Annotated in this window: 24 protein-coding genes; 20 read left to right on the plus strand and 4 right to left on the minus strand. The window is 47.8% G+C overall.

The window, feature by feature from the left end; genetic code table 11:
* Positions 1 to 337 precede the first annotated feature (337 nt).
* On the plus strand, positions 338 to 2,191 hold the full coding sequence (gene abc-f / locus ABF87_RS01460) for a ribosomal protection-like ABC-F family protein (protein ID WP_160827335.1): 1,854 nt from the start codon (positions 338 to 340) through the stop codon (positions 2,189 to 2,191).
* Positions 2,192 to 2,228: 37 nt separating this feature from the next.
* Here abc-f and fliE read toward each other — a convergent pair whose 3' ends face one another.
* The 3 genes from fliE to ABF87_RS15370 all read right to left on the minus strand — a co-directional run bounded on the left by fliE (position 2,229) and on the right by ABF87_RS15370 (position 5,135).
* The gene (fliE, locus tag ABF87_RS01465; protein ID WP_160827336.1) at positions 2,229 to 2,552 is read right to left on the minus strand and encodes a flagellar hook-basal body complex protein FliE; all 324 of its coding nucleotides are present in this window, start codon (positions 2,550 to 2,552) and stop codon (positions 2,229 to 2,231) included.
* 67 nt (positions 2,553 to 2,619) lie between these two features.
* Positions 2,620 to 3,951 (minus strand): sigma-54 dependent transcriptional regulator, encoded by a 1,332-nt coding sequence (locus tag ABF87_RS01470; protein ID WP_160827337.1) that lies wholly within the window; start codon positions 3,949 to 3,951, stop codon positions 2,620 to 2,622.
* Entirely contained in the window at positions 3,948 to 5,135 is a 1,188-nt protein-coding gene (locus ABF87_RS15370; protein ID WP_345789860.1) for an ATP-binding protein, read from the minus strand. The genes ABF87_RS01470 and ABF87_RS15370 overlap by 4 nt, the downstream gene beginning before the upstream one ends.
* 318 nt (positions 5,136 to 5,453) lie before the next feature.
* Here ABF87_RS15370 and fliF point away from each other — a divergent pair, with 318 nt between their 5' ends.
* From fliF to ABF87_RS01545, 14 genes are all read left to right on the plus strand, one after another.
* The gene (fliF, locus tag ABF87_RS01480) at positions 5,454 to 7,136 is read left to right on the plus strand and encodes a flagellar basal-body MS-ring/collar protein FliF (RefSeq protein WP_160827338.1); all 1,683 of its coding nucleotides are present in this window, start codon (positions 5,454 to 5,456) and stop codon (positions 7,134 to 7,136) included.
* Positions 7,129 to 8,124, plus strand: a complete 996-nt coding sequence (fliG, locus tag ABF87_RS01485; RefSeq protein ID WP_160827339.1) for a flagellar motor switch protein FliG — start codon at positions 7,129 to 7,131, stop codon at positions 8,122 to 8,124. Before fliF ends, fliG begins: the two co-directional genes overlap by 8 nt.
* A 191-nt stretch (positions 8,125 to 8,315) precedes the next feature.
* Complete coding sequence (locus ABF87_RS01490) at positions 8,316 to 9,023, plus strand: flagellar assembly protein FliH (protein WP_160827340.1); 708 nt, start codon at positions 8,316 to 8,318, stop codon at positions 9,021 to 9,023.
* The gene (gene fliI, locus ABF87_RS01495) at positions 9,016 to 10,431 is read left to right on the plus strand and encodes a flagellar protein export ATPase FliI (protein WP_160827341.1); all 1,416 of its coding nucleotides are present in this window, start codon (positions 9,016 to 9,018) and stop codon (positions 10,429 to 10,431) included. Before ABF87_RS01490 ends, fliI begins: the two co-directional genes overlap by 8 nt.
* A gap of 21 nt (positions 10,432 to 10,452) precedes the next feature.
* Positions 10,453 to 10,908 carry a flagellar export protein FliJ gene (gene fliJ / locus ABF87_RS01500; protein ID WP_160827342.1) on the plus strand — a complete coding sequence of 152 codons (456 nt, stop codon included), beginning with the start codon at positions 10,453 to 10,455 and terminating at the stop codon, positions 10,906 to 10,908.
* A gap of 211 nt (positions 10,909 to 11,119) precedes the next feature.
* Complete coding sequence (locus ABF87_RS01505; RefSeq protein ID WP_160827343.1) at positions 11,120 to 12,460, plus strand: flagellar hook-length control protein FliK; 1,341 nt, start codon at positions 11,120 to 11,122, stop codon at positions 12,458 to 12,460.
* 426 nt (positions 12,461 to 12,886) lie between these two features.
* Positions 12,887 to 13,366, plus strand: coding sequence for a flagellar basal body-associated protein FliL (gene fliL, locus ABF87_RS01510; protein ID WP_160827344.1), 480 nt, complete (start codon positions 12,887 to 12,889; stop codon positions 13,364 to 13,366).
* 7 nt (positions 13,367 to 13,373) lie between these two features.
* Entirely contained in the window at positions 13,374 to 14,351 is a 978-nt protein-coding gene (gene fliM, locus ABF87_RS01515; protein WP_160827345.1) for a flagellar motor switch protein FliM, read from the plus strand.
* Between the two features lie 16 nt (positions 14,352 to 14,367).
* On the plus strand, positions 14,368 to 14,820 hold the full coding sequence (gene fliN, locus ABF87_RS01520; protein WP_160827346.1) for a flagellar motor switch protein FliN: 453 nt from the start codon (positions 14,368 to 14,370) through the stop codon (positions 14,818 to 14,820).
* A gap of 5 nt (positions 14,821 to 14,825) precedes the next feature.
* Entirely contained in the window at positions 14,826 to 15,272 is a 447-nt protein-coding gene (gene fliO, locus ABF87_RS01525) for a flagellar biosynthetic protein FliO (RefSeq protein WP_160827347.1), read from the plus strand.
* Positions 15,273 to 15,387: 115 nt separating this feature from the next.
* The gene (fliP, locus tag ABF87_RS01530) at positions 15,388 to 16,101 is read left to right on the plus strand and encodes a flagellar type III secretion system pore protein FliP (protein ID WP_160827348.1); all 714 of its coding nucleotides are present in this window, start codon (positions 15,388 to 15,390) and stop codon (positions 16,099 to 16,101) included.
* 13 nt (positions 16,102 to 16,114) lie between these two features.
* Positions 16,115 to 16,387, plus strand: a complete 273-nt coding sequence (gene fliQ, locus ABF87_RS01535) for a flagellar biosynthesis protein FliQ (RefSeq protein ID WP_160827349.1) — start codon at positions 16,115 to 16,117, stop codon at positions 16,385 to 16,387.
* A gap of 88 nt (positions 16,388 to 16,475) precedes the next feature.
* Positions 16,476 to 17,273: a flagellar biosynthetic protein FliR gene (gene fliR, locus ABF87_RS01540; protein WP_160827350.1), complete on the plus strand. Its 798-nt coding sequence runs from the start codon at positions 16,476 to 16,478 to the stop codon at positions 17,271 to 17,273.
* Positions 17,274 to 17,536: 263 nt separating this feature from the next.
* Positions 17,537 to 19,315 carry a hypothetical protein gene (locus tag ABF87_RS01545; protein WP_240143459.1) on the plus strand — a complete coding sequence of 593 codons (1,779 nt, stop codon included), beginning with the start codon at positions 17,537 to 17,539 and terminating at the stop codon, positions 19,313 to 19,315.
* A 120-nt stretch (positions 19,316 to 19,435) separates the two neighbouring features.
* On the opposite strand, the gene ABF87_RS14725 is transcribed toward ABF87_RS01545, so the two are convergent.
* On the minus strand, positions 19,436 to 19,585 hold the full coding sequence (locus ABF87_RS14725; protein WP_205012643.1) for a hypothetical protein: 150 nt from the start codon (positions 19,583 to 19,585) through the stop codon (positions 19,436 to 19,438).
* Between the two features lie 428 nt (positions 19,586 to 20,013).
* Between ABF87_RS14725 and ABF87_RS01550 the strand changes: the two genes are divergently transcribed.
* The 5 genes from ABF87_RS01550 to ABF87_RS01570 all read left to right on the plus strand — a co-directional run bounded on the left by ABF87_RS01550 (position 20,014) and on the right by ABF87_RS01570 (position 25,560).
* The gene (locus ABF87_RS01550) at positions 20,014 to 20,919 is read left to right on the plus strand and encodes a 2-hydroxy-3-oxopropionate reductase (RefSeq protein WP_160827352.1); all 906 of its coding nucleotides are present in this window, start codon (positions 20,014 to 20,016) and stop codon (positions 20,917 to 20,919) included.
* A gap of 4 nt (positions 20,920 to 20,923) precedes the next feature.
* Complete coding sequence (locus ABF87_RS01555) at positions 20,924 to 22,378, plus strand: FAD-linked oxidase C-terminal domain-containing protein (protein ID WP_160827353.1); 1,455 nt, start codon at positions 20,924 to 20,926, stop codon at positions 22,376 to 22,378.
* Between the two features lie 13 nt (positions 22,379 to 22,391).
* Positions 22,392 to 23,453, plus strand: coding sequence for a glycolate oxidase subunit GlcE (gene glcE, locus ABF87_RS01560; RefSeq protein WP_240143460.1), 1,062 nt, complete (start codon positions 22,392 to 22,394; stop codon positions 23,451 to 23,453).
* Entirely contained in the window at positions 23,454 to 24,695 is a 1,242-nt protein-coding gene (gene glcF / locus ABF87_RS01565) for a glycolate oxidase subunit GlcF (RefSeq protein WP_160827355.1), read from the plus strand.
* 142 nt (positions 24,696 to 24,837) lie between these two features.
* Positions 24,838 to 25,560: a hypothetical protein gene (locus ABF87_RS01570; protein ID WP_160827356.1), complete on the plus strand. Its 723-nt coding sequence runs from the start codon at positions 24,838 to 24,840 to the stop codon at positions 25,558 to 25,560.
* Positions 25,561 to 25,711: the final 151 nt, after the last annotated feature.

Below are 25,711 nucleotides of genomic sequence, written 5' to 3' on the forward strand. Positions count from 1 at the left end.
TACTTGTCATCTTGCTTTCAATAGCAAGAAATTCTGGTTGAGCGTGCCAACTCTGATCATTAACTTTAAATAATGCACTTTTTGCTGGCTGGAAAATTTTCATTCAAACGCTTACCGCTGACATTGCTTAAAAAATATAAGTGTGTCATATTTGACCACAACGCAGCTTATATAAGGTGCTTTTTCCTGTCAAGGCGATAATAGCCGGATGTTGCATAATAGCAACAGATCTGCGGAAAATTCTTTTTGACCTACATGAAATGATAAATAACTCCGAAGTACATTACTTCTTACTTCAAATTCTCGGGCTACTCGTAATTTAAAATAGTAATGTCGAATGCTGAATATTCAAACTTTAGCTTATCTTCAATCTGGAATTCCCTTATTAGAAAACTGTAACTTACAAATTTTTGTCAATCAACGTATAGGCTTGGTGGGCACAAATGGAAGCGGCAAATCTACACTATTTCAATTAATTCGCAAATCGATAAAACCTGATAGTGGTGATATCAATTTGCAAGCCGGGAAAACAATCGCTTTTGTTGAGCAAGAAATTCGCAACTCGAACCAGGCAATTATCGAATTTGTCCTTGATGGAGACGTCGAGTTACGAAAATTGGAAAAGATTCTGGCGCAGGCTGATCACACGGAAGCATGGTTCGAAGCGCAGCAGCGTTATGAATTAATTGAGGGATATACGGCTCGGGCAAGAGCTGCACAATTCTTGAATGGATTAGGTTTTGCTCAAACGATGCTGGATTATCCAGTCAACAATTTTTCAGGAGGCTGGCGCATGCGCTTGAATTTGGCGCGTGCTTTGATGCATCGAGCTGATTTATTGCTGCTGGATGAGCCTACAAATCATTTGGATCTTGAAGCCATCATCTGGCTCGAGCAGTATCTGTCTCGTTATCCTGGCAGTCTGATTGTCGTATCGCATGATCGCGAGTTTCTTAACGCGTGCGTAAATAGAATTGCGCATCTCAATAATCGGAAAATAGATGTGTATGCCGGGAATTATGATGAATTCGAACGTGCACGAGCCGAGCGACTCATGCAACAAACGCAGGCATGGCAGCAACAACAACGAAAAATTGCGCACATGGAAGATTTTGTAAGGCGCTTTCATGCCAAGGCGAGCAAGGCCAAACAGGCTCAGAGCCGCATTAAAGCCTTGGAACGTTTGGTACGGATCGCTCCAATTTATGCAGAAGATGGACATTTTGAATTATTGATAGAGGCACCTGAGCGCAGTCCTGAGGTTTTATTGCGTATAAAAAGCATGAGATTCGGTTATGGTCAGAATCTGCTGTTTCAAGATGTTCATCAAGTGATTCAGGCGGGTACACGAGTAGCATTGCTGGGGCCAAATGGTGCAGGAAAGTCGACGTTGATAAAACTTCTGGTTGGTGAGCTCCAACCTGCAGCAGGTCAGTTGGAATGGGCATCGAATATACGTATAGGATATTTTGCACAGCATCAACTGGAAAATTTGGATGGCGAGGCTACACCTCTGCAGCATATTCAGAAATTAGCGCCCAGTCATACTGAGCTGGATCTCAGAAAATTTTTGGGAAGGTTCGGGTTGGGTAGTGATCGCGAGAATCGTCCTGTGGGGAGCTTTTCCGGAGGGGAAAAGAGTCGTCTGGCTCTCGCTTTATTGGCATGGCAAAAGCCGCACGTGCTATTGTTAGATGAACCCACAAACCACTTAGATTTGGATATGAGAGATGCGCTGGTGATGGCATTGGAAGCCTATCCCGGTGCCGTGGTACTGGTATCGCACGATCGCAACTTGGTGCGCGCAGTTGCTGATGAATTATGGCTAGTAGCTGATGGGAAAGTACAGGCTTTCGAGGGAGACTTGGAAGATTATAAAAATTGGGTTGAAGCTCGCAATAACAATAAAACGGCAGAGCCGAAAGTGTCTGCGCAAAAATCACCACGTAACCTCTCTGATAAAACAAACAAAAAAACATTACTTTCGAAACAATCGAAAATTGAAATAGCTATATCAATAGCGCAAAAAGAATTGGCTGAAATCAATCGTCAACTGGCTGATCCTGCTACCTATATGAGCTGTTCTCGTAGCCAGATCAACCAATTGAGCGCACTTAATTCGGAACTCACCCAGAAAGTGGCCGAACTAGAAGAAAATTGGCTTGAATTAGAGATGAGCTTAGAAAAATGAAGAATTGATGAGACGTGATATATATCAACTGCTTCCATTATACTTGCATATTCATGATTTCTTGATACGCCGTTACAAGCTTGTTGCGAACCTGGATCATCGATTGAAAGGATACATTGGCTTTTTGCAATGAAATCATGACTTCGTGTAAATCAACATTGGATTCGCTACTGACAAATTGCGCGCTAAGATGATCAGCATTCTGTTGCAAATTATTGGTCTGATTGATTGCTGCTTTAAGTTTCTCGCTAAAGTCGATCGCTGATATTTCATCAGAGTTGGGTTGTTTTTTTATACCCGAAGCTAGGGCTGATGCTGCCTGAAGCTGCTGTAGAATATTTTCAACGCCAGATTTGTCCATGATCTACTCCAAAATGATCAATTGAAGGTATGTTTTGAGAAATACATTATCCAAAATATACGATGTATTAGCTCATTAAGCGATATTGCTGCAATTTGTATCGTAACGTCCGTTCCGAAATTCCTAATTTTTTAACGGCCAGTTTCCGAGAACCATTAACTGCGGCCAGAGTCTCGAGAATATGCTTACGCTCAAGTGCTTTGATATCCTCTGTTGGTGCTTCTACTTGTGGTACGAACGTATTTTCGGGTTTTTCGCCGATAATGTCATGCACATTGATTGGAGGCAAATTGATATGCTCAACTTCAATGGCATCCGTTGCCAGGATAGCAGCTCGTTGCAAGACATTTTCCAACTCTCTGACATTTCCCGGCCAGGAGTAGCGACAAAGCTTAGTGATTGCTTCGCGGGTGATTTTATACGGCAAACCTCTTGAATTAGTCACTGCTGCTTGCAAGATTTTCTGCGCCAGCGGCTCAATATCCAAAGGCCGTTCACGTAATGGCGGTATTTCTATGGGGAATACGTTGAGGCGATAGAATAAATCTTCTCTGAATTGACCATTTTTGACTATTGTTTTCATATCTCGGTTAGAAGTTGCCAGTACCCGGATATCCAGCTTGATGGTTTTATGCCCTCCCACTCGTTCAACTTCCCTCTCTTGCAATACACGTAATAATTTTGCCTGCAATTCTAGGGGCATTTCGGAAATTTCATCAAGTAATAGGGTACCGCCCTCTGCCTGTTCAAATTTTCCTGGTTGTGCATGGATAGCCCCTGTGAAAGCGCCTTTTTCATAACCGAACAGTGTCGCCTCAAGCAGATTTTCCGGAATGGCGGCACAGTTGATGGCGATGAAGGGTTTGGCAGACCGCAATGAATGCCGATGGATATATCGAGCAATGACTTCCTTGCCGCAGCCGCTTTCTCCAGTCAGCATAACAGTTGCCGGTGATTCAGCGACTCGTTTGGCCAGCGATAATAATGCCCGGGTTCTAGGATCTTTGGCGATGACTTGATGATCCTGCGTAACCTCAGGCAAAGAAAACTGTTTGACATGTGCCAATAAGCTATCGGGATCAAAAGGTTTCAGTAGATAATCGCAGGCACCCATCCGCATTGCGGTAACAGCTTTGTCGATTTCCCGATAAGCGGTCATCAATAGCACGGGTAATTCGGGATGGAGTGTCTTGATGTTTTTTAGCAAGGTAAGTCCATCGATGGGTTTCATTTGTACATCGCTGATCACGATACCAACCTGACGTTCCTGGAGTATTGCCATCGCATCATCGCCATTTGATGCCGCAATCGCTTGATAACCAGATAATTGCATGGTGGCACATATTGCCTCCTGTAGATCCTGATCGTCTTCTACGATCAATACCGGCAATGCGTTCATACTAAATCTCCTTTGAATCTTGCTAAACGTATTACAAATTCACTTCCTTGATTGGGCAACGACTGTATATGCACGGTACCTCCCATTGACTGAATGACGCCGCGAACAATGGCCAGACCCAATCCGGTTCCTTCCGAGCGTGTCGTGAAGAAGGGTTCAAATAGTCTTTCTTGCAAAGCAATATCTATTCCAGGTCCGTCATTGTAAACGCTCAAGATGATACTTTCTTCCTCGATGAGTCCAGTTAAAATGATCTGTCCCCCCGGGCTGGAAGCCTGCATTGCATTTTCGAGCAGATTGATCATCGCTCCACAGAGGGCCTGATGATTGGTCATTAAGCTTGCTCCCTGAGTGTGATTACGAACTATCAACTGCAAATTCCGTGTAACCAACTGAGGTTCTATTACCTGTTGGAGCTCGGCCAATAAGTTGCTGATGACGACATTTTCGAGTTCTGTGGTTTCACCTTTCACGAAACGCAACATATCTTTCGTCAATTGTTCGAGATGATGCAAGCGGTCAATGGTTTTAGTGGCAAATTTTTGCCGCTCTTCAGGAGTAAGTGCATCACTGCCTAAATGATTGGCATATAAGAGTGCCGTAGCCAGTGGCGTTCGCAACTGATGGGCAAGATTTGCCGCCATTTCACCCATCGAAGTCAAACGTTGATTGCGTCTTATTTTTTCCTGGATTTCATAGTCTTCCGTAATATCGTTGATCAGCAGGATTCGTTTTCCCGTTGAATCCGTAGCGCTGCTCTGAATACGAATGCGCCGCTGCTGGGTGATATTCGGAGAATTTACATGCCATTCATGAGCCATGGAAGTTGAGGATAAGCGTTCTTGAGTGATTTCATTCCATGACAGTCCAACCAAGGGTTCTCCTAAAAGAGACACTGCGGCAGGATTGACCTGCTCGATGCTTTCGTTGGCACCGAGCGCCAGAACCCCACCAGGTAATGTATTCAATAAAAAGGTCAATTGCTGGGATAAATCTTCTTTCGCAATTAATTGCCTTTGTAACTCGCCGTTGGCAAGTGCCAGTTCCCGTGTTAATTGCGCCACCTGATGTTGCAGTTTTTGATACTCCTCGGAGAGCTGTGCAGAGGCTTCATTAAATGCCACAAATGCAAGCTGTAGTTGTTCTTGATCTACGGATAAGGATCTGGTTTCAATAGTTTTCACAGGATAAATACCAGTTATTTGAGATTACCCGTAGCTTAAATGACTGGCGATTTTCTTGATGATGCGAATAAGGCAGGCAAATCTATTCTTTTTTAAGCATTCGTATTTTTTAAATTTATCGATAATCGTCACATCAACAAAATTGCGTTTTTTGTAGAGACTCGAAACGCAAGTGAATACGACATTTAAAAGAAAAATCTGAGAGATGAGCGGTGAACAATTGTTTTGACGAGATTGAAGCATCTGTGAATTGTAAAAATTTTTGAATTTTATTCGATTGATTAATAGAGAAATCAGGACTTTGGCAGGAGAAAGTGCGTGGCTACAGTACCCAGTGAAGAAAAAGTATCGGCACCTACGACAGGCTTTCGTTTAGCACAACTGAATCAGCTCTCCAATCAAAAGAAGCTGGGTCTGATCATGGCGGCGGCAGCTGTCATTGCTGTGCTAGCCGGTGCGCTGATGTGGAGTCAAACACCCGAATATCGTGTGCTCTACAACAATGTGGCCGATCAGGATGGTGCAGCGATCATCAGTGCTTTGCAGCAAATGAATGTGCCTTACAAGTTCTCCAATCATGGCGGAGCCATTCTCGTCCCGGAAAAACACGTGCATGAAGTTCGTTTGCGGCTTGCCGGCCAGGGATTACCCAAAGGTAATCTGCCTGGATTCGAATTGATGGAAAATCAAAAGTTCGGCTCCAGTCAATTTCTTGAACAAGTCAATTATCAGCGGGCACTCGAAGGAGAACTAGCGCGGTCGATTCAGTCACTATCAGCCGTGCAAAGTGCGCGTGTTCATCTGGCCATTGCCAAACCTTCGGTTTTTTCGCGCGATAAACAGCAACCCAGCGTTTCTGTACTCCTCAATTTGTATCCCGGCCGAGTGTTGAGCGTTGAGCAAGTCAGTGCAATCGTTCATTTGATGGCCAGTAGCGTGCCCAATTTGCCCATTAAAAATGTAACCGTAGTTGACCAGAATGGCAATTTACTCAGCACTCAGCATGAGAACAAACAAGATAAGGCGTTTGATGCCAAGCAATTAGAATATATACAGGAGCTGGAAGAAAATTATATCCGTCGCATCGAAGCCATACTGACGCCTATTACAGGCGCTGCCAATGTGCGTGCTCAGGTGACTGCCGATCTGGATTTCTCGCGAATCGAACGTGCCGAAGAAATCTATCGACCCAACAATAGCGAAGCGGATGTCGCCTCGATTCGCAGTCAAAAAACGCTTGAATCAACCACGACTGGCTCCAAAACCGATGGCGGCATTCCAGGTGCGCTGACCAATCGACCACCTGAGCCTGCGTCGGCACCGATCGATGCGAAAGCAGGAGGTGCCGAGACCAATGATAAGGCCCCCCCGCTGCCAACGGATAGGAAAAAAGAATCCACGATCAACTATGAGGTCGACAAAACAGTACAGCATACCCAGCAATCCACTGGTGGCATCAAACGGCTGACTGCGGCGGTTGTCGTGAACTATCGCAAGAAAATCGATGAAAATGGTGAAGTTACGAACGAGCCGTTGAGCGAAGACGAGATCAAAGAAATCAATAATCTGGTCAAGGAGGCGATGGGCTACAACGAGAAACGAGGAGATTCATTGACGGTGACCAACAGCTTGTTTACGACAGAACCTGTCACCATTCTGGATGCCGAGTTTTGGAAGGACCCCGAAGTGATCATGTTGGCTAAGGAGACTGGCAAACAACTGCTCATTGCGGCCGTAGTTCTGTTTTTCCTGCTCAAGATCGTTCGCCCGTCATTGAAAAGCTTCGCGCAATCCTTGCCCCCGCCGCCTCCGGCGCTGCCAAACAAGGTATCTGCTGATGTATTGACTGGCCACTTATCTGAACAAGTGGATGGCATGGCGGCACAAGCCGTGCAGAAGGCCATTTTTGACGAAAATCTCAAAAGAGCAAAACAATTGGCTTTGGATCAGCCCACTATTGTGGCCAACGTAGTTAAAGATTGGGTATCGAAAAATGGATGATGAAGGAATCAAAAAAAGCGCGATTTTATTGATGACGCTGGGTGAAAAAGAAGCGGCCTCAGTGATCAAGCTGCTCGGGCCGAAGGAAGTTCAAAGGCTGAGTGAAACAATGTCCAGCTTGCAGAATGTTCCTCGTAGTGAAGTCGAAGGCGTACTGGAAGAATTTTGCAATGAAGCCGAGGGTAGAACAACGTTGGGACAAGATTCGGCGGATTATATCCGCAATGTCCTAACAGATGCGCTAGGTGACGAAAAAGCCGCCAATCTCATCGATCGGATTTTAATCGGAAACGATACCAGCGGCATCGAAGGGCTGAAGTGGATGGATTCGTCATCGGTAGCGGAGATGATCAAGGATGAGCATCCTCAGATCATTGCTACCATTCTGGTTCATCTGGAACGAGAACAGGCCAGTCAAATTCTGAGTTTTTTCACCGAACGATTGCGCAACGACACGTTATTGCGAATCGCCACGTTGGATAGCATACAACCGAATGCGTTGCGGGAACTGAATGATGTTCTCACGACATTGTTATCCGGCAGCAGTAATATTCGCAAGACGGCAATGGGCGGCATCCGCGCGGCAGCTGAGATCCTTAATTTTGTGCCCACTGCACTGGAGACCAGCGTCATCGACAATATCAAGCAATTTGACGAAGATTTGGCACAAAAAATTATGGATGAGATGTTCGTGTTCGATAACTTGATCGATGTCGATGATCACGGCATCCAGTTGCTCCTTCGTGAAGTACAGTCCGAATCTTTGATCATCGCGTTGAAAGGTGCTCAGGAAGATCTGCGCAAGAAAATTTTCAAAAATATGTCGCAACGGGCTGCTGAAGCGCTCAGGGAAGATCTGGAAAGCAAAGGACCTGTGCGCCTGTCCGAGGTAGAAGCCGAACAGAAAGAAATTCTGAAAATTCTCCGTCAATTGGCTGACGATGGCCAGATTGCGCTGGGTGGCAAGGGCGATGACAGTTTCATTTAACAAAGCTCTAGAAAAGTGATGCAAGATGTTCAGGCAAAGTTGAGTCGAGCGAAAGAGCGCAGTGTGCACGTGCAAAATGAGCATTTTGAGCCTGATTTCAACAGTATGGTCGAGTGCGGTAGTTTCACGAAATTTTCATACGCGATGGTTCTACGTAACGACATGGAAATCACAGAAGCGAAGGTGTGGACATGGTGAAAGGTGATGCAATTTCGAATGGAAAAGGAAATGCGTATCGGCGCTGGGAAATGGATCCGCTGGATGTGCTTGATTCAATATCCAACGATCAACCTGGCAAGCCTGAGGCCAATGCTCAAAGTGATCAATCCAAGAAAACCGAGTTGCCCACTGAAGCGGAGGTAACGTCAATATTCGAGCATGCGAAAAAGGAAGGCTTTGCGGCGGGGCACCAAGAAGGATACGCGCTGGGATACACGGAAGGCCGCAAAGCTGCTGAAACTGCCGTGAAAACGGAAGTGAGCCGGATGCAAATGGTGTTGTCCAACTTGGATCATGATCTGCAGCAACTGGATCAGCTCATTGCCGATGACGTATTGGCTTTGGGCATTGCGCTTGCAAAGAAAATGATTGCTCAGACGCTTGAAATCAAACCTGAATTCATCGTCCCGATCGTGCAAGAAGCGATCCGGAATTTACCCAATGCCATGCAGCATCCCCGGCTTTATCTGCATCCGGAGGATGCCGACATCGTGCATGCGCATCTCGAGAAACATCGGGTGCAGGAAGATTGGTCCATTCGTGAGGATGAGCAATTGACCCGGGGGGGATGCCGTATCGAAGCCAATGGCAGTGAAGTGGATGCCACCTTGGAAGTGCGCTGGCATAGAGTATTGGCAGCGATCGGTCAGAACGTTGAATGGCTGCAGAAGAATGATTAAGCCGGAGCGCCCGGAGCAATGGCGCAGCTTCTTGAAGAACTGCGGCCAATTGGTTGCCTTATCAACGCCGCCCTTATTGAGTGGCACGATTACCAGAGTTTCCGGATTGGTCATGGAAGCCGTCGGGCTCAGGTTGCCGGTAGGAAGTAGCTGTATTATTTTTCTTTCGAATCATCATAGCGTTTCAGCCGAGGTTGTCGGGTTTTCCGGGGATCGGCTTTTTCTGATGCCTTCCAACGATGTGTATGGATTATCTCCCGGCGCCAAAGTAGTTCCCACAGAACTTGCGGTTGAACCTCCTAAAATGGGGAATTCTCATCACCCGCGCAGGCGCGCTTCGGATCGTGCCAAACATGTCGTGGTCGGGCCGGAATTGCTCGGTCGAGTGCTGAACGGTCTGGGCGAGCCGCTTGATCGTCTCGGCCCCACGCGAGCGGAACATAGTGTGCCCCTGTACAGCCGTCCCTTTAATCCATTGGAACGTATTCCCGTAACGCAGCCGCTCGATGTGGGCGTTCGCGCGATTAATGCGCTGCTGACGGTGGGGCGCGGACAACGCATGGGATTGTTTGCCGGCAGCGGTGTCGGGAAAAGCGTGTTGCTGGGTATGATGGCACGGTATACCACTGCCGATGTCATCGTCGTTGGATTGATTGGGGAACGGGGACGAGAAGTCAAAGAGTTCATTGAACATATTCTCGGTGAAGAAGGACTTGCGCGCTCTGTCGTCGTGGCCGCGCCGGCGGATACTTCGCCTTTGCTGCGGCTGCAAGGAGCGGCGTATGCGACTGCAATCGCGGAATATTTCCGCGACAGTGGCAAGCATGTCCTGCTCATCATGGATTCGTTAACGCGCTATGCCATGGCGCAACGTGAGATCTCGCTGGCGATCGGTGAACCCCCTGCAACCAAGGGTTATCCTCCGTCCGTATTTGCCAAGTTGCCTCAATTGGTGGAACGGGCAGGCAATGGGAATCAGAATTGCGGCTCCATCACCGCTTTTTATACCGTGCTCACTGAAGGCGATGATCAGAATGATCCGATCGCCGATAGCGCCCGGGCGATTCTGGATGGGCATATCGTGTTATCACGTCGATTGGCAGAAGCTGGGCATTATCCGGCGATTGACATCGAGGCATCGATCAGTCGTATCATGACCAGTGTGGTGTCGCAGCAACAAATCGATCTGGCCAGACAGTTCAAGAGCTTATTTTCACGCTATCAGCGCAGCCATGATCTGATCAGCGTAGGTGCCTATGTCGCAGGGACGGATCCGGAGCTGGATCGAGCGATCAAACTGTATCCTTTCCTTGAAAGATTCTTGCATCAGAATATGACACAACAGGAAAATTTTGCCGATGGACTTGAGAAACTGACCAGAATATTGGCGTTTGAAACCGCTTCATAACCAAAGGCACAGATAGCGATTATGGCAACTTCATCAATTCTTTTGCTGTTGGAGCTTGCGCAGAAGCAGACTGATGCATCGGCCAAGAAACTAGGCAAATTGAATGCGATACAACAGGAAGCCGAGAAGAAATTGCAATTGCTGGTGCAATATCGGCAAAGCTATCAATCCTATCTTCAAGATGCGATAGCGAAAGGTGTCGATCAGGCGGAATTACTCAATTTCATGGCATTCATGACCAAGCTTGATGCAGCCATTGCCGAGCAGAAGCATGCGCTTGTGCATGCTCAGAACAATCGGATGGCAGCTAATCAGGAATTCTTGGCCAGTCAACGCAAGCTCAAATCCTTCGAAACGCTGCTGCAACGCCAGCATATGGCGGAAAATAAGAAACAACTGAAATCCGAACAAAAATTACAGGATGAATTTTCCGCGAATGCCTATCATCGCACTTCCTCTGCACCAAAAGAAAATTAGAATCCTTTGAAAAAATTCGCCGGCGGCAGAAGCAAGGGGAGACACAGTTGTGAATGATGAGTAATTAAGCATGTTGGATCTGGTTCCGGCATCACCCGACCAGCACCATTATGTTTCAGATCATTTCAATGCGTAAGTCAATAGAATGATCGACCTGGCACACAGATTGCTTAGCTGGGTATGGCGATAACACTGACAGGGATCGAATATCATGCTGAGTATGAATATATCTGCTGCACCGCAGGTCAACTCTTCCACGGACAATCCGTTAGCCATCACTAATTCCAAGCCTAAACCGACGGTCGGCGAGAAACAAAAGCCTGCAACAGAAAAATTCGCTCAGGTTCTCGAACGTGAAATGACTGAAACATCTCCTAAGCAGGAAATCAACAACGCTGCTGCAAAAACTGCGGAACCTGCAAAACCTGTGGAACCTCGGGAAAGCGCTGATTCGATCATTGATGGCAATGGCAATGGCAATGGCAATGGCAATGGCAATGGCAATGGCAATGGCAATGGCAATGGCAATGCGGCATTGATTCAGCCGGCGGTTGTGCCTGCAATCCATCCATTGTTGCCGGGAGTGGCGCTGGATGATGCTCATGCTGACAAGACAGATCCAGCACTCTTGCCACTGCTGGGAATGCCTGTCCCGGGAGTTGTAACACCGGCTATAGAAACGGGAAAACCGGCTACTGAAATCCTCAGTTCACCTATCGCATCGCCGATCCTGTCTTCTTTACCCGCTAATCCATTGCCGTTGCCGAATAGTCAATTGCCCTCTGCAGAAAGTAAGCCTGGAGCGACAGCGCTTTCATTTGCAAGCCAGTTGTTGCTGCAAAAGTCAGCGCAACTCACATCAGTTGCCGATGACATGGCGTATTCTCTGAATAACTCGGGTCAATTCGATTTCGGGCAATTCATGGATGTGGCAGAATCTGCCGTCAACGGCAAGTTATTGCCGTTTTCTCCTGAACTGGGTGATACGGTTCTGATGAATGGCAGTGAAGTGGGCGAGCCGATCTTTTCGGTAGCGGTTGAGTCAGTACCGAGCCTATCCTTAGGGGGAGCTCATGCCGCCTCATCAGCTCCGCAGCACTTGCCTGCACAGGCTGTGCAGGTAGATCAACCTGTAGGTCAACCTAGATGGGGAGGGGATTTTGCCCAAAAAATCGTGTGGTTAACTTCGCAACACCATCAAGTTGCCGAAATCCATTTAAATCCGGCTCATCTGGGGCCTGTTGATGTCATGCTGAACATTTCTCAGGATCAGGCTACTGTGCAATTTGTGTCACCACATTTGGCGGTTCGTGAAGCCATTGAAGCAGCTTTGCCCAAGCTACGCGAAATGATGGCCGAGAACGGTATTCAATTAGGAAATGTCATGGTGGGCGCGGAATCATTTCAACAGGACAACAGGCAGCAGCGATTTTTTTCAGAACAGGCCCACAGTGAATCCGGGTCAGACAACGCACCCCTCAGTTCGGTAGGTCAGATCGAAACGACTGTTGTATCAAACAGACACAACGGTATCTTAAACACCTATGCCTGATGTTATAAACATGCAATTTCTTGTGAGTAATTTGATTCATCGGCCGTGAGATAGGGCGTGGGGGAAACCATCGCCTGTCCAGCGGCATAGCGCCGTCGATCGGTAATGATGGGAGTTATTTCCAATCCTGCAGTTTTTACACAAATTCATCTTTACTGATTCTTGTTGGCTGCTCTTTCAGCATTTCTTGCGGAGATGCTGATCAATTCAGCGAATAAGGTGAAGCGATGGATGCACCGAACGCGACTACTGAAAACTCAACAAGATGTGCCAGCGAGTGAGTCCCGCGTATAGCGAAGCGATTCGCTCGTGCAGTCAATTAATCAGGGTTTCCTCAGAAATAGCGACATTATTTGCTTGTTATTTGTCACATCAATTTCTTATCCTCTCCTAGATAATGAGCTCATCCAATAAGGAGTCGAGCATATGTCTAAAACAATGGAAGCGCCAGTTGCAGCAGAAGGAAAAAAAGGGAAGAAAGGTTTGATCATTACTATTCTGGTGGCGTTGATTGCCATCGGAGGGGGAGCAGGCGGCACATGGTATTACATGAAAACTTCGGGTGGCGACGAAGAACCTGCGAAGCCAAAACCAAAACCCACAGCATTTGCCGATTTGGAGATCTTCACAGTCAATTTGGATGAGGATGGTCATTATCTTCAAGTCGGGCTGACGGTCAAAATTCGGGAAACCCCTGTCGCTGCGGAGATTAAAAAACAAATGCCGGAAATTCGAAACCGTATTCTGATGGTGCTGTCCAGCAAAAAACCTGCACAAATTTCAAATATTGCAGGCAAACAACAATTGAGTCAGGAAATCCTCGCTGAAATCAAGCAGTCGATGAGTTCTGAAGAATTCCAAGAAGATGTTCTGGACGTATTGTTCACATCATTTGTGATCCAGTAGAACGGCTATGGCTGAAGACTTTCTCTCACAGGATGAAGTTGATGCACTTCTGAAGGGCGCTACCACCGAAAGTGAGGAAGCGCCTCAAGAAGAAGAGCAAGGGGGTACCCGTCCCTATAATCTTGGCACCCAAGAACGTATCGTTCGGGGACGGATGCCCACTTATGAAATCATCAATGAACGATTTGCACGGCACTTACGCATCGGTTTGTTCAATTTCATGCGCCGTGCAGTGGATATTTCTGTGGAGCCTGTCAAAGTCATCAAGTTCAGTGAGTTTGTGCGTAACTTGGTAGTTCCAACCAATCTGAACATGGTGCATATCAAGCCGTTGCGAGGCACTGCATTATTCGTTTTTGATCCCAGTCTGATTTTCCTGATCGTTGACAATATGTTTGGCGGCGATGGCCGATATCACACGCGGGTGGAAGGGCGAGATTTCACCCAGACAGAGCAGCGCATCATCCAGCGGCTATTGAATGTGGTTTTCGAGAGCTATGAAAAAGCCTGGCAAGCGGTTCATCCGGTCAAATTCGAGTATGTGAGGTCCGAAATGAATCCTCAGTTTGCTTCGATTGCAACGCCCAATGAAGTGATCGTGACTGCCGCATTTGATTTCGACATGGGCAATAAAGGCGGGAAACTGCATGTATGCATTCCTTATTCAATGATCGAACCGATCCGCGATACGCTTAACAGCACGTTGCAAGGCGATCACCTGGAAGTCGATAAACGCTGGATCAAATCGTTATCGCAGCAGGTGCAGGGCGCCGAAGTCGAGCTGGTAGCCAATCTGGGGCATGCGAAAGTCACATTTGATCAGATTCTCAGCATGCAAGCAGGTGACATCATTCCGATCGATATTCCCAAAACAGTTGCCGTGCATGTGGATGGTGTCCCGGTGATGGAGTGTCATTATGGCACCATGAATGGACGCTATGCCTTGCGGGTCAATGAAGTAATTTCCCTGTCTGAAACCGAATAACTTAGTGGAGAACTCTATGTCAGAGCCGACAGCAAATGAGCAAACCGAACTGGATGACTGGGCTGCTGCCATGGCAGAGCAAGCAGCAGCAACACAACAGGATACCACCAATGTAGTCAATGGCAGCAGCGAGACCCGAAGTGCACAACCGGCGGCGGCCGCTGTTTTTCACGAACTTTCGAGAGATCATGTCACGCACAATGGGCGCCAGGATATTGATTTGATTCTGGATATTCCTGTGCAGATGACAGTCGAACTGGGGCGCACCAAAATCGCCATCAAGAATTTGCTGCAATTGGCGCAAGGATCGGTGGTCGAACTCGATGGTATGGCCGGTGAACCGATGGATGTGTTGATCAATGGGTGCTTGATTGCCCAGGGTGAGGTTGTGGTCGTGAACGATAAATTCGGTATCCGCTTAACCGACATCATCACGCCGAGTGAACGCATACGCAAACTCAATCGCTGATCGCTATGTTGAGGCGCTTCTGGATACTGCTGGGATCAACGTTTCCTTCCCCTTTGCTCGCTGAAACGGGAAAGTCGGGTTATGCGCCGCCTGCGCCAATAATATCTCCGGACAGCACCTTGCAGATGTTGGGCGGCTTGATACTCGTACTTGCACTGATCGGCGGCATTAGTTGGCTTCTCAAGCGCTTTTCGTTGATTCCGGTAGGAACTGCCGGTGCCGTCAAGGTCATTGCAGCCACTGCAGTGGGGCAGAGAGAACGAGTCGTGGTGGTGGAAATTGCCAATACCTGGCTAGTGTTGGGTGTGGCGCCCGGCCGCGTCAGTACGCTGCATACCTTGGACAAAACTGGCGTAAATACAAATGACGAGGCGGGTAATGGCAAAGATGCTTCATCCGCGGTAGAGTTTTCTGAGCAACTTAGTCACAGCATTCATAAAAATCATGGATAACTTTCTGATCGCTATGGCACGGACTGCGAAACAATCGAATCGGTCAAGGCTTGGCCGCTGTCTTGAGCAGCTTCGCGCCAAAAGAACTCATTGGCTGATTGGGATAATAATATCGATGGGTTTCATGGTCTTACCAGCGTTCGCCCAGAAATCAGGATTTCCCGCATTCACCAGTTCCCCGAGTGCGAATGGCAGCACGACGTATACGCTGGGTTTGCAAACTTTATTGTTATTGACGTCGTTGACCTTCTTGCCGGCAGTGGTGCTGATGATGTCGAGTTTCACACGCATCATCATCGTTCTGTCGCTCCTCAGATTGGCGCTGGGTACGCAGTCATCTCCGCCCAATCAGGTATTGCTCGGATTGGCTCTGTTTTTGACGTTCTTTATCATGGCGCCGGTCATTGATAAGGTGTATACCGAAGCATATGTGCCATTTTCCGAAGATAAAATCACAATCTTCGAAGCTGCTGACAAAGCCAGCGTTCCACTGAAGTCATTCATGCTGAACCATACTCGAGAGACTGATCTGGCGCTTTTTGTACAGATATCCGGTCACGAAGAAATTGAAAGCCAGGATAAGGTGCCTCTGAAAATTTTGGTTCCAGCGTATATCACGAGCGAGCTTAAAACCGCTTTCCAGATTGGCTTCGTGATATTTATTCCATTCCTGATCATTGATCTGGTGGTATCCAGTGTATTGATGGCCATGGGTATGATGATGCTGTCGCCGATGATCATTTCGCTGCCCTTTAAATTAATGCTTTTTGTGTTGGTCGATGGCTGGCATCTGATCATCGGTTCATTGACACAAAGCTTCTATACCTGAAAGGATATCAATTATGACACCTGAAAGCGCAATGACGATAGGCAGACAAGCACTCGAGATTACTTTCATGATATCCGCTCCGTTGCTGCTTTCAGCGCTGGCTACGGGATTGCTGGTCAGCATTTTTCAGGCAGCAACGCAAATCAATGAAATGACGCTGTCATTCATACCCAAATTATTGATCATGTTTTTGGTCATTGTATTGGCGGGTCCGTGGATGATTAATGTCATGACGGATTATATGCAGCGGCTTTTCTCGAGCATCCCCTGGTTGGCGGTTGGCTAGCTGACTTAGCGATTTGAGTCAGGCTGGGTGTCCGGTATTCGTGCCACTGACTCATAAACTTCCTTATGCTCCCCCCTAGATCAGCCCCATGCTTAATATAACCACATCGGAACTCTATACCCTGCTGGCCACGTACCTTTGGCCGTTGAGTAGAATTCTCGCGCTGGTGGCTACCGCTCCGATTCTTGGAAACCCCAGTATTCCTGTGCGTGTGAAACTCGGGCTGGCCATTATGATTACGATAGTGGTGGCACCCACAGTCGAGCAATCATTGCCACAGATCGATCCATCCTCGGGCATGGGACTGATTGTCTTGTTGCAGCAATTGTTGATTGGCATCGCCATTGGATTCGTCATGCGTATCGTGTTTGTTGCGGTGGAAATGGCGGGAGAACTGATCGGCTTGCAGATGGGGCTCGGTTTTGCCATTTTCTTCGACGCGCAGAATTCCGGTCAGATCGATATTGTCGGTCGCTTCCTGGGAATAATCGCTAGTTTGGCATTTTTGGCCATTGATGGCCATTTGATGACGATAGCTTTGATTTCGCAGAGTTTCAGCACGCTACCTGTCAGTACTGAAGGGGTTACGCAAGCGACATTCACGAATCTCGCCAATTGGGGGCAAGAAATATTCAGAGCCGGTCTGCAGTTGTCATTGCCGGTATTAACCGCGCTGCTTATCACCAATCTGGCTCTGGGTGTCTTGACTCGTGCTGCACCGCAATTGAACATTTTTGCGGTTGGCTTTCCGATTACGCTTTCTATAGGTCTCCTTGTTCTGGCGCTTAGCATGCCTTTCTATGCGCCCATTTTTGAACATCTTGTCTATGAGGGTTTGAATTTGATGATGGGCATTCTCAACATCAGCAAGATGAATATGCCGTAGCTATGTGTATTACGCAGATTAAATATATGTTCATGATAAATGAATGTTTTTTGAAATGCAGAGAAACGGGGGATCATTAATAGATAAACAGGCATTATTTCCCTGCTTTTTCAACGGAAGCGTTTCATCCAAAAATTGCTAAAGTATTGTTCCGATCAATGAAATACCCAATGAATTATTTTGTTTGATTAATCATTATGACATTCAAGTCACGTTTATTCAGTTCACTTAATAAAATTTCAGTATCGGAGATATCAGACGATATGGAGCCCACTGTGCATACCTGTGAACCGCCATCCGAGACAATGCTGGATTCTGATCAACAGGCATCCCTCATTCATGGCATTAAGCATCAGCTTGAAACGGCGTGCCGCGAGCGCTTGACTGCGGAAGACCGAGCCATCAAGGAGGCGCAGAAACGAATTGAAGCGGAAAATATTGCACGCGTCGCTGCCGAAGCGAGAGCCCGGGCTGAAGCAAATTCACGGCTTGCAGCAGAGGCGCGGATAGAAGCTGAAACGATTGCTACCGAGCAGGCGAGAATCAGAGCAAAAACTGAAGCGATGGCTATCAAGGAAGCTCAACTCCGGCAAGAACATGAAATACGGGCCAAGCAACTGGCCGATGAAAAGCTCAAAGCCGAAAAGTCATTGAATGCATTAATGGAAGCCACGATCAAAGCAGAGGCGTCTATTGTGGAAAAAATGCAGAGGCGTGTTGAGGAAGAAGCGGCGGCATTGGATCAGGCTCATGCAGCAGCATTAAAGGAGCATGAAGCGGCTGAAGCTGCACAGCATCGCGCCAAGATAGCCGAAGAGTCGCACTTGCTTGCTTTGGCTGCGATAGAAGCTGAGACCAGCGCTGTATTGATTGCCCAGGCAGAAATCGAGCAATCACAGAAAACCATCGCGCTAGCCAAAGCCCGCGAAGAAATGGAGAAACAGATACTTGAAGAGACACAATTGCGTGTTCGACTCGAAGCGCAAGCGCTAGAGCAAGCGTCGCGACGTCAGGCGCTTGAAGAACAGGCAAGATTGGCTGAAGAAGAGAGAATGCAGGCAGAAATTGCTGCTGTCCAAGTTGCTATAGAGAAAGCTGAAGCTGAGGAAGCCGCAGTCGAGCAAGTGAAAAAAAGAGCAGAAATGGATATGCTGGCGACGATTGCCGCGCAGGAGAAAATGGAGGCAGAACAGGCTGCGATGGAAATGGCCGAGTCGACCATCGCAAAAGAAAATGCCGCGGCGGATTCAATTAAAGCGAGGTTGATTGTTGAATCGAAACTGCTCGAAGAAGCCAATCGGCGCATGCAAGCCGAAGCAGAAGCTTTGTCTGCGGCGGAAGCTGCTCTGCAGGCTGAGAAAGAGGCGACAGTAACGGCTACGGAGAGAAAAAAAGCGGAAGATATCGTAACCAAAGAATATCAGAAGCGTATCAAAGCGGATCAGAATGCTATTAAGGAAGCAGATGCCCGATCAGAGGCTGAGAAAAAGGCCCAGGATGCAGCTAAAAAGAGAGTGGAAACAGAAATGCGGTTGAGAACTGCGGCGGAAGAGATGACGCAGATGGAAATACTTGCTGTGCAAGAAGCAGAATCTAAGGTTCAATTGGAACAAGGATTATTGGAGGATGCGGAGATCCGCGCCAAAGCGATGATCGATGCTAAACAGGCGACTGCAGAGCGTCTCGAGGTTGAACAAAAAATCACCGGCTTGGCAATTACCCGAGCACAAGCAAAAATCATTGCAACCAATAAGGCAAAGGCACAATTGGAGGCAGAAAAAGCGGCGACCATGTTGGCTTTGGAAAAAGCCAGAACCGAATCAGCCGCACTGATGGCCATGCAAGAACGTATTGCAATTGAATCGGAAGCCCTGGAGGCTGCATCCGAGCGCGAAGCGGTGGAAACCATGGCGAGAGAAGCCCTATTTGCACGCTCGCAGGTCGACAAGGAAGCTACGGTTGCAGCTACGGCGAGAATACGCGCTGAGATTGCTGCTGCGGAACAATCGCGGAATTTGGCTGTGTCCGGCAGCAAATATTAATAAGCTCAAAAGGTGAACATTGTTGATCTGCCGATCAGCAATGTTCCATGATTATCAAGAGAGTACTGAAAAATGCCTGTACTCGCCGAACCTTCATGAAGTCAGGCTCAATCTGCTCATTTATTTTTCATAAGCAGGTGTTCCGAATTTACTTTCCCAGTCCATAAATCGTTTCTTTGTTCTGAATTTTCTTAAAGTCACTGCTATCCCCGAGCCAGAGGGAATGATTTCGGAGGCTTTCAACGCCATTCGTGATTTATCACTTGACATTCAAAATAATCCACAGCTCACGCCTGCTGTCCATCTTGCCCCAAGGTAATCCTTCAATCCAGCACCAATCATTATGTAACTGTATGAAAAATAAATCTTAGATTAAATGTTGAATTATTAGTCAACTTAAGAAAAAGCCTTACATCGTGTTTAGTTAGCCATAAAATTGCACGGTTATTCACAAAGTTATCCACAGAAACTGTGGATAATAGGTGAAATCCTATGACAAATAAGGCGATACGAAGTTATGATGAGCTTAAATAATTTTGTAACTGAATCTTGAACTGACATCAAGCAAATACTGAACGTTTAATCTACAGTCTCATGCATCTGTTGTGAAGGTGCGAGTTAGAGAAATTTTTATCCAGAAAAGCAGTGAATGTGGTGTAATTGAAGCCTTTTGGCTTGAATACTCAGCAGCATATCCTATGGTAAATATTGGTTTCATTGGTCTGGGCATTATGGGAAAGCCCATGGCTGCTCATTTGATGAGAGGAGGACATCCGTTATTTTTGCATTCGCGTAGTGGCGTGCCTGATGACCTGGTGGCATTGGGTGGCAGGGTTTGTACCAGCGCTAAGGAAGTAGCGCAGCAGGCAGATATCATTATCACGATGCTGCCCGATACGGCCGATGTGGAGCATGTGCTTTTCGGAAAAAATGGCATTGCAGAAGGTTTGGCGTGCCATTCTAATATTTCCAAGATCGTGATCGACATGAGTTCAATCTCACCGTTGAAGACGCGAGATTTTGCGGTTCGATTGAATGAGCAGGGCCATGATTACGTCGATGCGCCGGTATCTGGCGGTGACGTGGGTGCGCAGAATGCATCGTTGACGATTATGGTCGGCGCAGAAGCGGAAGTATTTGGAAAAGTGAAGCCTATCCTCGAACTGATGGGTGCGAATGTTACTCGGATCGGTCAGAATGGGGCCGGTCAGATCTGCAAAATTGCCAATCAAATCATTGTGTCATTAACGATTGAAGCGGTAGCGGAAGCGTTATTGTTCGTTTCCAAAGCGGGTGTTAATCCGGAAAAGGTACGCCAAGCTCTGATGGGCGGTTTCGCAGCGTCGCGTGTGCTGGAAGTGCACGGAAGGCGAATGATAGACCGGCAATTTAATCCGGGTTTTCGCGTCGAGTTGCAGCAGAAGGATTTGAATATCGCTTTGGCGAGTGCCGGGGCGTTGGGGGTAAGTTTACCCAATACAGCTACGGTTCACGAATTGTATACCGCTTGTCTCGCGCAGGAAGGCGCTGCATGGGATAATTCAGCAATTGTAAAAATATTGGAAATTTTAGCTCATCACGAAATTCAGAAGCATTCGGAATAATAGTATGTCTCCCCAAGAACTCATCACTCAACTACGGTCTTTTTTGCCTCCAGAAGCAGTGTTGCATGAAACAGAAGATTTGAAGCCGTACGAATGCGACGGATTATCGGCTTACCGGCAGTTGCCGATGATCGTTGCGTTGCCGCACACTGAAGAACACATCGTCAAAGTGCTGCAACTGTGTTATGCCACGAATACGCCCGTGGTGGCGCGTGGCGCTGGCACGGGCTTGTCCGGCGGCGCCTTGCCTCATGCTCAGGGAATATTGCTGTCATTGGCCAAATTGAATCAAATCATCGCTGTGGATCCGCTGGCGCGTACCGCGCGCGTCCAGCCTGGTGTCAGAAATCTGGCAATTTCGGAGGCTGCGGCTTCTCATGGTTTGTACTATGCGCCGGATCCTTCATCGCAAATAGCCTGCTCGGTTGGTGGTAATGTGGCGGAAAATTCTGGCGGTGTGCACTGTTTGAAGTACGGTCTGACGGTGCATAATATTCTTAAATTGCGAGTGCTGACGATCGAGGGTGAGGTTCTGGAAATTGGCGGTGAAAGTCTGGATAGTGCTGGTTATGATCTGTTGGCGTTGATGACGGGCAGCGAAGGAATGCTGGGTATCGTGACCGAGATTACCGTAAAGCTGATTCCGATTCCCGAAAAAGCGCAACTTGTGATGGCGACGTTTGATGACGTGCAGAAAGCGGGCAATGCCGTGGCTAACGTCATTGCCGCAGGCATTATTCCTGCCGGCATGGAAATGATGGATAAAATTACGATTCATGCGGTGGAAGAATTCTTGCATGCCGGTTATGACCTGGAAGCTGAAGCCATCTTGCTGTGCGAATCCGATGGTGGGACTGGTGAAGTAGCTGACGAAATTGAACGTATTTTCACGATCATGCAGCAAAGTGGGGCGACCAAGATTCGTAGTTCGCAGAATGAAGCAGAACGGCTGAGCTTCTGGGCCGGGCGTAAAGCAGCATTTCCGGCGGCAGGCAGGGTTTCTCCTGATTATTACTGTATGGATGGCACGATCCCCCGCAAGCAATTGGCGCAAGTTCTGCAAGGCATTGAACAACTTTCCCGCGAATATGGATTGCGCTGCATGAATGTTTTTCATGCGGGCGACGGCAATCTACATCCACTAATTTTGTATGATGCCAACCAACCCGGTGAATTGGAAAAAACGGAAGAGTTTGGGGGAAAAATTTTGGAAATGTGCATTCATGCGGGTGGCACTATCACCGGCGAGCATGGTGTGGGTATGGAGAAGATCAATCAGATGTGCACCCAATTCCGCTCGGATGAACTGGCGATGTTTCATGCGATCAAATCCGCTTTCGATCCAAAAGAATTGTTAAACCCGGGTAAAGCGGTACCCAGCTTACATCGATGTGCTGAGCTGGGCGCCATGCATGTGCACCAAGGTCAACAAAAGTTTGCTGAATTACCCCGTTTCTGATGGCATGCCCGCAATGATTGATCACTATGTTGAGGCTATTCATACCGCGCTTGACACTCGAATTCCTCTTCATATCTGTGGAAGCGGCACCAAACGCTTCTATGGTAATGCAGTGCATGACGGCAGTAAGGTACTCGATATGACGGGTTATCACGGTATTGTCGATTATGAACCTACTGAACTGGTCATGACGGCGCGTGCCGGTACGCCATTGGTGGAATTGGAATCCGTGCTTGAACAGCATGGCCAGATGCTGGCCTTTGAACCCCCGTATTTTGGTCCGACCGCAACATTGGGGGGATGCGTGGCCGCTGGTTTATCCGGACCTCGCCGCGCGGCTTCGGGTGCGGTGCGTGACTTTGTGCTGGGTGTGCGAATGCTGGATGGCAAAGGGCGGGATCTGAGTTTTGGCGGCCGAGTGATGAAAAATGTCGCTGGGTATGATGTTGCCCGATTAATGGTAGGGTCGCTGGGGACTTTAGGGATATTGCTTGAGATTTCGGTGAAAGTGTTACCAAGACCCATACATGAAGTGACGCTAAAGATGGCGATGGATGACGTGACGGCTATCAAAAGAATGAATGAGTGGGCGGGCAAACCGCTACCGATCTCTGCTACCTGTCACGTGGGTGATGAACTATTTGTGAGGCTCTCTGGCGCTGAATCGGCTATTCGGGCGGCATGGCAAACATTGGGCGGAGATGAAGAACAAGATGGCGACGCATTTTGGCGTTCGATTCGAGATCATACCCATGATTTTTTTCAATCGGCTTATCCGATGTGGCGATTATCGATTCAATCAACCATGCCTCCTGTGCGTTTGACCGGAAAGCAGATGATCGAGTGGAATGGGGGGTTGCGCTGGTTGGTCAGCGACTCTGCTGAAAATGTCAGCATGATTCGCGCCGCAGCAGAACACGCTCATGGACACGCTACGCTGTTTCGCAGCGGTGGAGCATCGGCCCCTGCGTTTCATCCATTAGCTTCGAATATGATGAAAATTCATCATTCGTTAAAGGAAAAATTTGATCCGGAGAGAATTCTCAATCCCGGACGGCTTTATTCAGACTTATAAATGCAAACAAAACTTGCTGATTTCATAAAGAATTCCCCCGAAGGGAAAGAGGCCGACGCCATTCTACGCAGTTGTGTGCATTGTGGTTTTTGCTTGGCGACCTGCCCGACATATCAGATTCTGGGAGACGAACTGGACAGTCCGCGCGGACGGATTTATCTGATGAAGCAGATGTTGGAAGGACAACCGGTCACCCGCAAGACACAACTGCATCTGGATCGTTGCTTGACTTGCCGGGCGTGTGAAACCACATGCCCATCCGGCGTACGCTATGGCGCATTGGTGGATATTAGTCGCGGAATTGTCGAGAAGCAGGTGAAACGCACGCTTAAAGCCGAAGTTTTGCGTTATTCATTGCGCAAGATCCTGCCGAATAAATTCATTTTTAACGGTTTGCTCAAGATAGGGCGCATGGGCCGATGGCTGGCTCCCGGTAGTCTGAAGAAAGCCATACCCGCTCAACCCGAAAGCGCTGGTGAATGGCCCTTGGCGTGCCATGCCCGCGCGATGCTCGTGCTTGATGGGTGTGTCCAGCCCACATTGGCGCCCAATATCAATGCCGCTACTGCCCGGGTGTTGGATAAACTGGGGATTTCACTGATCAAGGCCGAGAAAGCGGGATGCTGCGGAGCTGTGACGTTTCATCTGAATGCGCAGCAGGAGGGGCTTGATTATATGCGCCGCAATATTGACGCATGGTGGCCTTTCATCGAACAACATAAAGCGGAAGCAATCGTGGTAACCGCAAGTGGGTGCGGCGTGACCGTCAAGGACTATGGGCATCTATTGCAACATGACGAGAAATACGCCGGGAAGGCGGCGCGCATTTCTGCGCTAGCCAAGGATGTGAGTGAAATACTGTATGCTGAACTTGCAGATATCCAACAGCGGGTGGATCGACAGAATACTCGAATCGAGCGAAGGAAACTGTCGTTTCATTCTCCCTGTACTTTGCAGCATGGTATGCAGATTCGGGGAGTCGTTGAAAAAATTCTTACGACTGTTGGTTTTGATCTGACACATGTTCCCAATACGCATCTTTGCTGCGGTTCGGCAGGCACTTATTCCATTCTGCAGCCGCAGCTTTCACAACAATTGCTGAAGAACAAAATAACGGCATTGGAATCCGGCCAACCTGATCAGATTGCCACTGCAAACATTGGTTGTTTGATGCATCTGCAAAGCGGCACTTTGCTCTCCGTCAAACACTGGGTAGAGTTGGTGGATGAACGGTTATCTTGAGCTGAACAGCAAAAATTGTCATTTCGATTAATATTCTGAATTTTTTGTTATACAATCCCCGAGCTAAATGCTCAGACAATATTTCTGGGCGTACACTATTATTTAAGTCAATCTGCATACAGATCATCAATTTGGAGAATATATGAAGGTCGTTTCTAAAAGTGGTTGGGTAACAAAATTAGGTAGTGCTGTTCTAGCATCAATGCTGGCGTTGCCGTCATACGCGCAGCTCATGCTCGCGCACGAAGGGCATCATGATGCCGGTGGCTGTACCATTAAAAGCGGCGAATTTCCAGTAACATTCAGCGCTTATGAAGTGCCTGAAGGTGGAATTCCTCCAATGCATTCATTTTGTGAAAATTTGCCCAATACTGGTAAAGTCAATTTGACGGTCGAATTGCCTCAAGAGGCTCGTCAGATGCTATTGGCTGTTCGTCTGGTAAAAGATGGCCATGAGGGGCATGGCGCTAAACCGGATGCTGCGGCTGGGCAGAAAAACGCCGGAACAGAAGCCAATCATGAAGGACATGAAGGGATGAATCACGATGAACATGCTGGGCACGGCGCTGCAGATGAGCATGGTATTGTTTATATGCCTGCTCAAGAACATGGTTCTGGAATTATTGTAGTGGCAGCCAACATTCAGGAAAAAGGTTCGTATGCCATTCAATTGGAAAGAAAGGACGATGCCGGGAATGTTAAGACAGTCGTCAAAATTCCCTTGAATGTTGGCAAGGGCGGTGGTCATGGTAGTCACGGCGGTGGTTTCGGGATCATGGAAATTGCTTTAGTCATTCTTGCTGGCGGTGGCGCTGCTGCGTTTTATTTCATGCGCAAGAAGAAAGCATCAGGAACAGCAGCCTAGTTGATTATGAAATTGCCAAGTATAAGATCTACTTGGCTTCAAGAATAGCAACAGAGTTTCATTTTCGGCGATTAGAACCGAATGGTTGAAACGTGATGGATATGTACATATGGAGTCTTTTTTAAGAAGTCTTCACCTTGACAGTGGAGGA

Origin of the sequence: Nitrosomonas sp. JL21, from assembly GCF_009833095.1 — a bacterium.
Lineage (GTDB): Bacteria > Pseudomonadota > Gammaproteobacteria > Burkholderiales > Nitrosomonadaceae > Nitrosomonas.

Coding starts and splice junctions, on each gene's coding strand:
- fliP (WP_160827348.1), top strand. CDS start 15,388: ATGGGTTTCATGGTCTTACCAGCGTTCGCCCAGAAATCAGGATTTCCC.
- glcF (WP_160827355.1), top strand. CDS start 23,454: ATGCAAACAAAACTTGCTGATTTCATAAAGAATTCCCCCGAAGGGAAA.
- ABF87_RS14725 (WP_205012643.1), bottom strand. CDS start 19,585: ATGTCAAGTGATAAATCACGAATGGCGTTGAAAGCCTCCGAAATCATT.
- fliJ (WP_160827342.1), top strand. CDS start 10,453: ATGGCAACTTCATCAATTCTTTTGCTGTTGGAGCTTGCGCAGAAGCAG.
- fliG (WP_160827339.1), top strand. CDS start 7,129: ATGGATGATGAAGGAATCAAAAAAAGCGCGATTTTATTGATGACGCTG.
- ABF87_RS01550 (WP_160827352.1), top strand. CDS start 20,014: ATGGTAAATATTGGTTTCATTGGTCTGGGCATTATGGGAAAGCCCATG.
- ABF87_RS01555 (WP_160827353.1), top strand. CDS start 20,924: ATGTCTCCCCAAGAACTCATCACTCAACTACGGTCTTTTTTGCCTCCA.
- ABF87_RS01470 (WP_160827337.1), bottom strand. CDS start 3,951: ATGAACGCATTGCCGGTATTGATCGTAGAAGACGATCAGGATCTACAG.
- ABF87_RS01545 (WP_240143459.1), top strand. CDS start 17,537: ATGGAGCCCACTGTGCATACCTGTGAACCGCCATCCGAGACAATGCTG.
- abc-f (WP_160827335.1), top strand. CDS start 338: ATGCTGAATATTCAAACTTTAGCTTATCTTCAATCTGGAATTCCCTTA.
- ABF87_RS01570 (WP_160827356.1), top strand. CDS start 24,838: ATGAAGGTCGTTTCTAAAAGTGGTTGGGTAACAAAATTAGGTAGTGCT.
- fliQ (WP_160827349.1), top strand. CDS start 16,115: ATGACACCTGAAAGCGCAATGACGATAGGCAGACAAGCACTCGAGATT.
- glcE (WP_240143460.1), top strand. CDS start 22,392: ATGATTGATCACTATGTTGAGGCTATTCATACCGCGCTTGACACTCGA.
- ABF87_RS01490 (WP_160827340.1), top strand. CDS start 8,316: ATGGTGAAAGGTGATGCAATTTCGAATGGAAAAGGAAATGCGTATCGG.
- fliL (WP_160827344.1), top strand. CDS start 12,887: ATGTCTAAAACAATGGAAGCGCCAGTTGCAGCAGAAGGAAAAAAAGGG.
- fliI (WP_160827341.1), top strand. CDS start 9,016: ATGATTAAGCCGGAGCGCCCGGAGCAATGGCGCAGCTTCTTGAAGAAC.
- ABF87_RS01505 (WP_160827343.1), top strand. CDS start 11,120: ATGCTGAGTATGAATATATCTGCTGCACCGCAGGTCAACTCTTCCACG.
- fliO (WP_160827347.1), top strand. CDS start 14,826: ATGTTGAGGCGCTTCTGGATACTGCTGGGATCAACGTTTCCTTCCCCT.
- fliM (WP_160827345.1), top strand. CDS start 13,374: ATGGCTGAAGACTTTCTCTCACAGGATGAAGTTGATGCACTTCTGAAG.
- fliE (WP_160827336.1), bottom strand. CDS start 2,552: ATGGACAAATCTGGCGTTGAAAATATTCTACAGCAGCTTCAGGCAGCA.
- fliN (WP_160827346.1), top strand. CDS start 14,368: ATGTCAGAGCCGACAGCAAATGAGCAAACCGAACTGGATGACTGGGCT.
- fliR (WP_160827350.1), top strand. CDS start 16,476: ATGCTTAATATAACCACATCGGAACTCTATACCCTGCTGGCCACGTAC.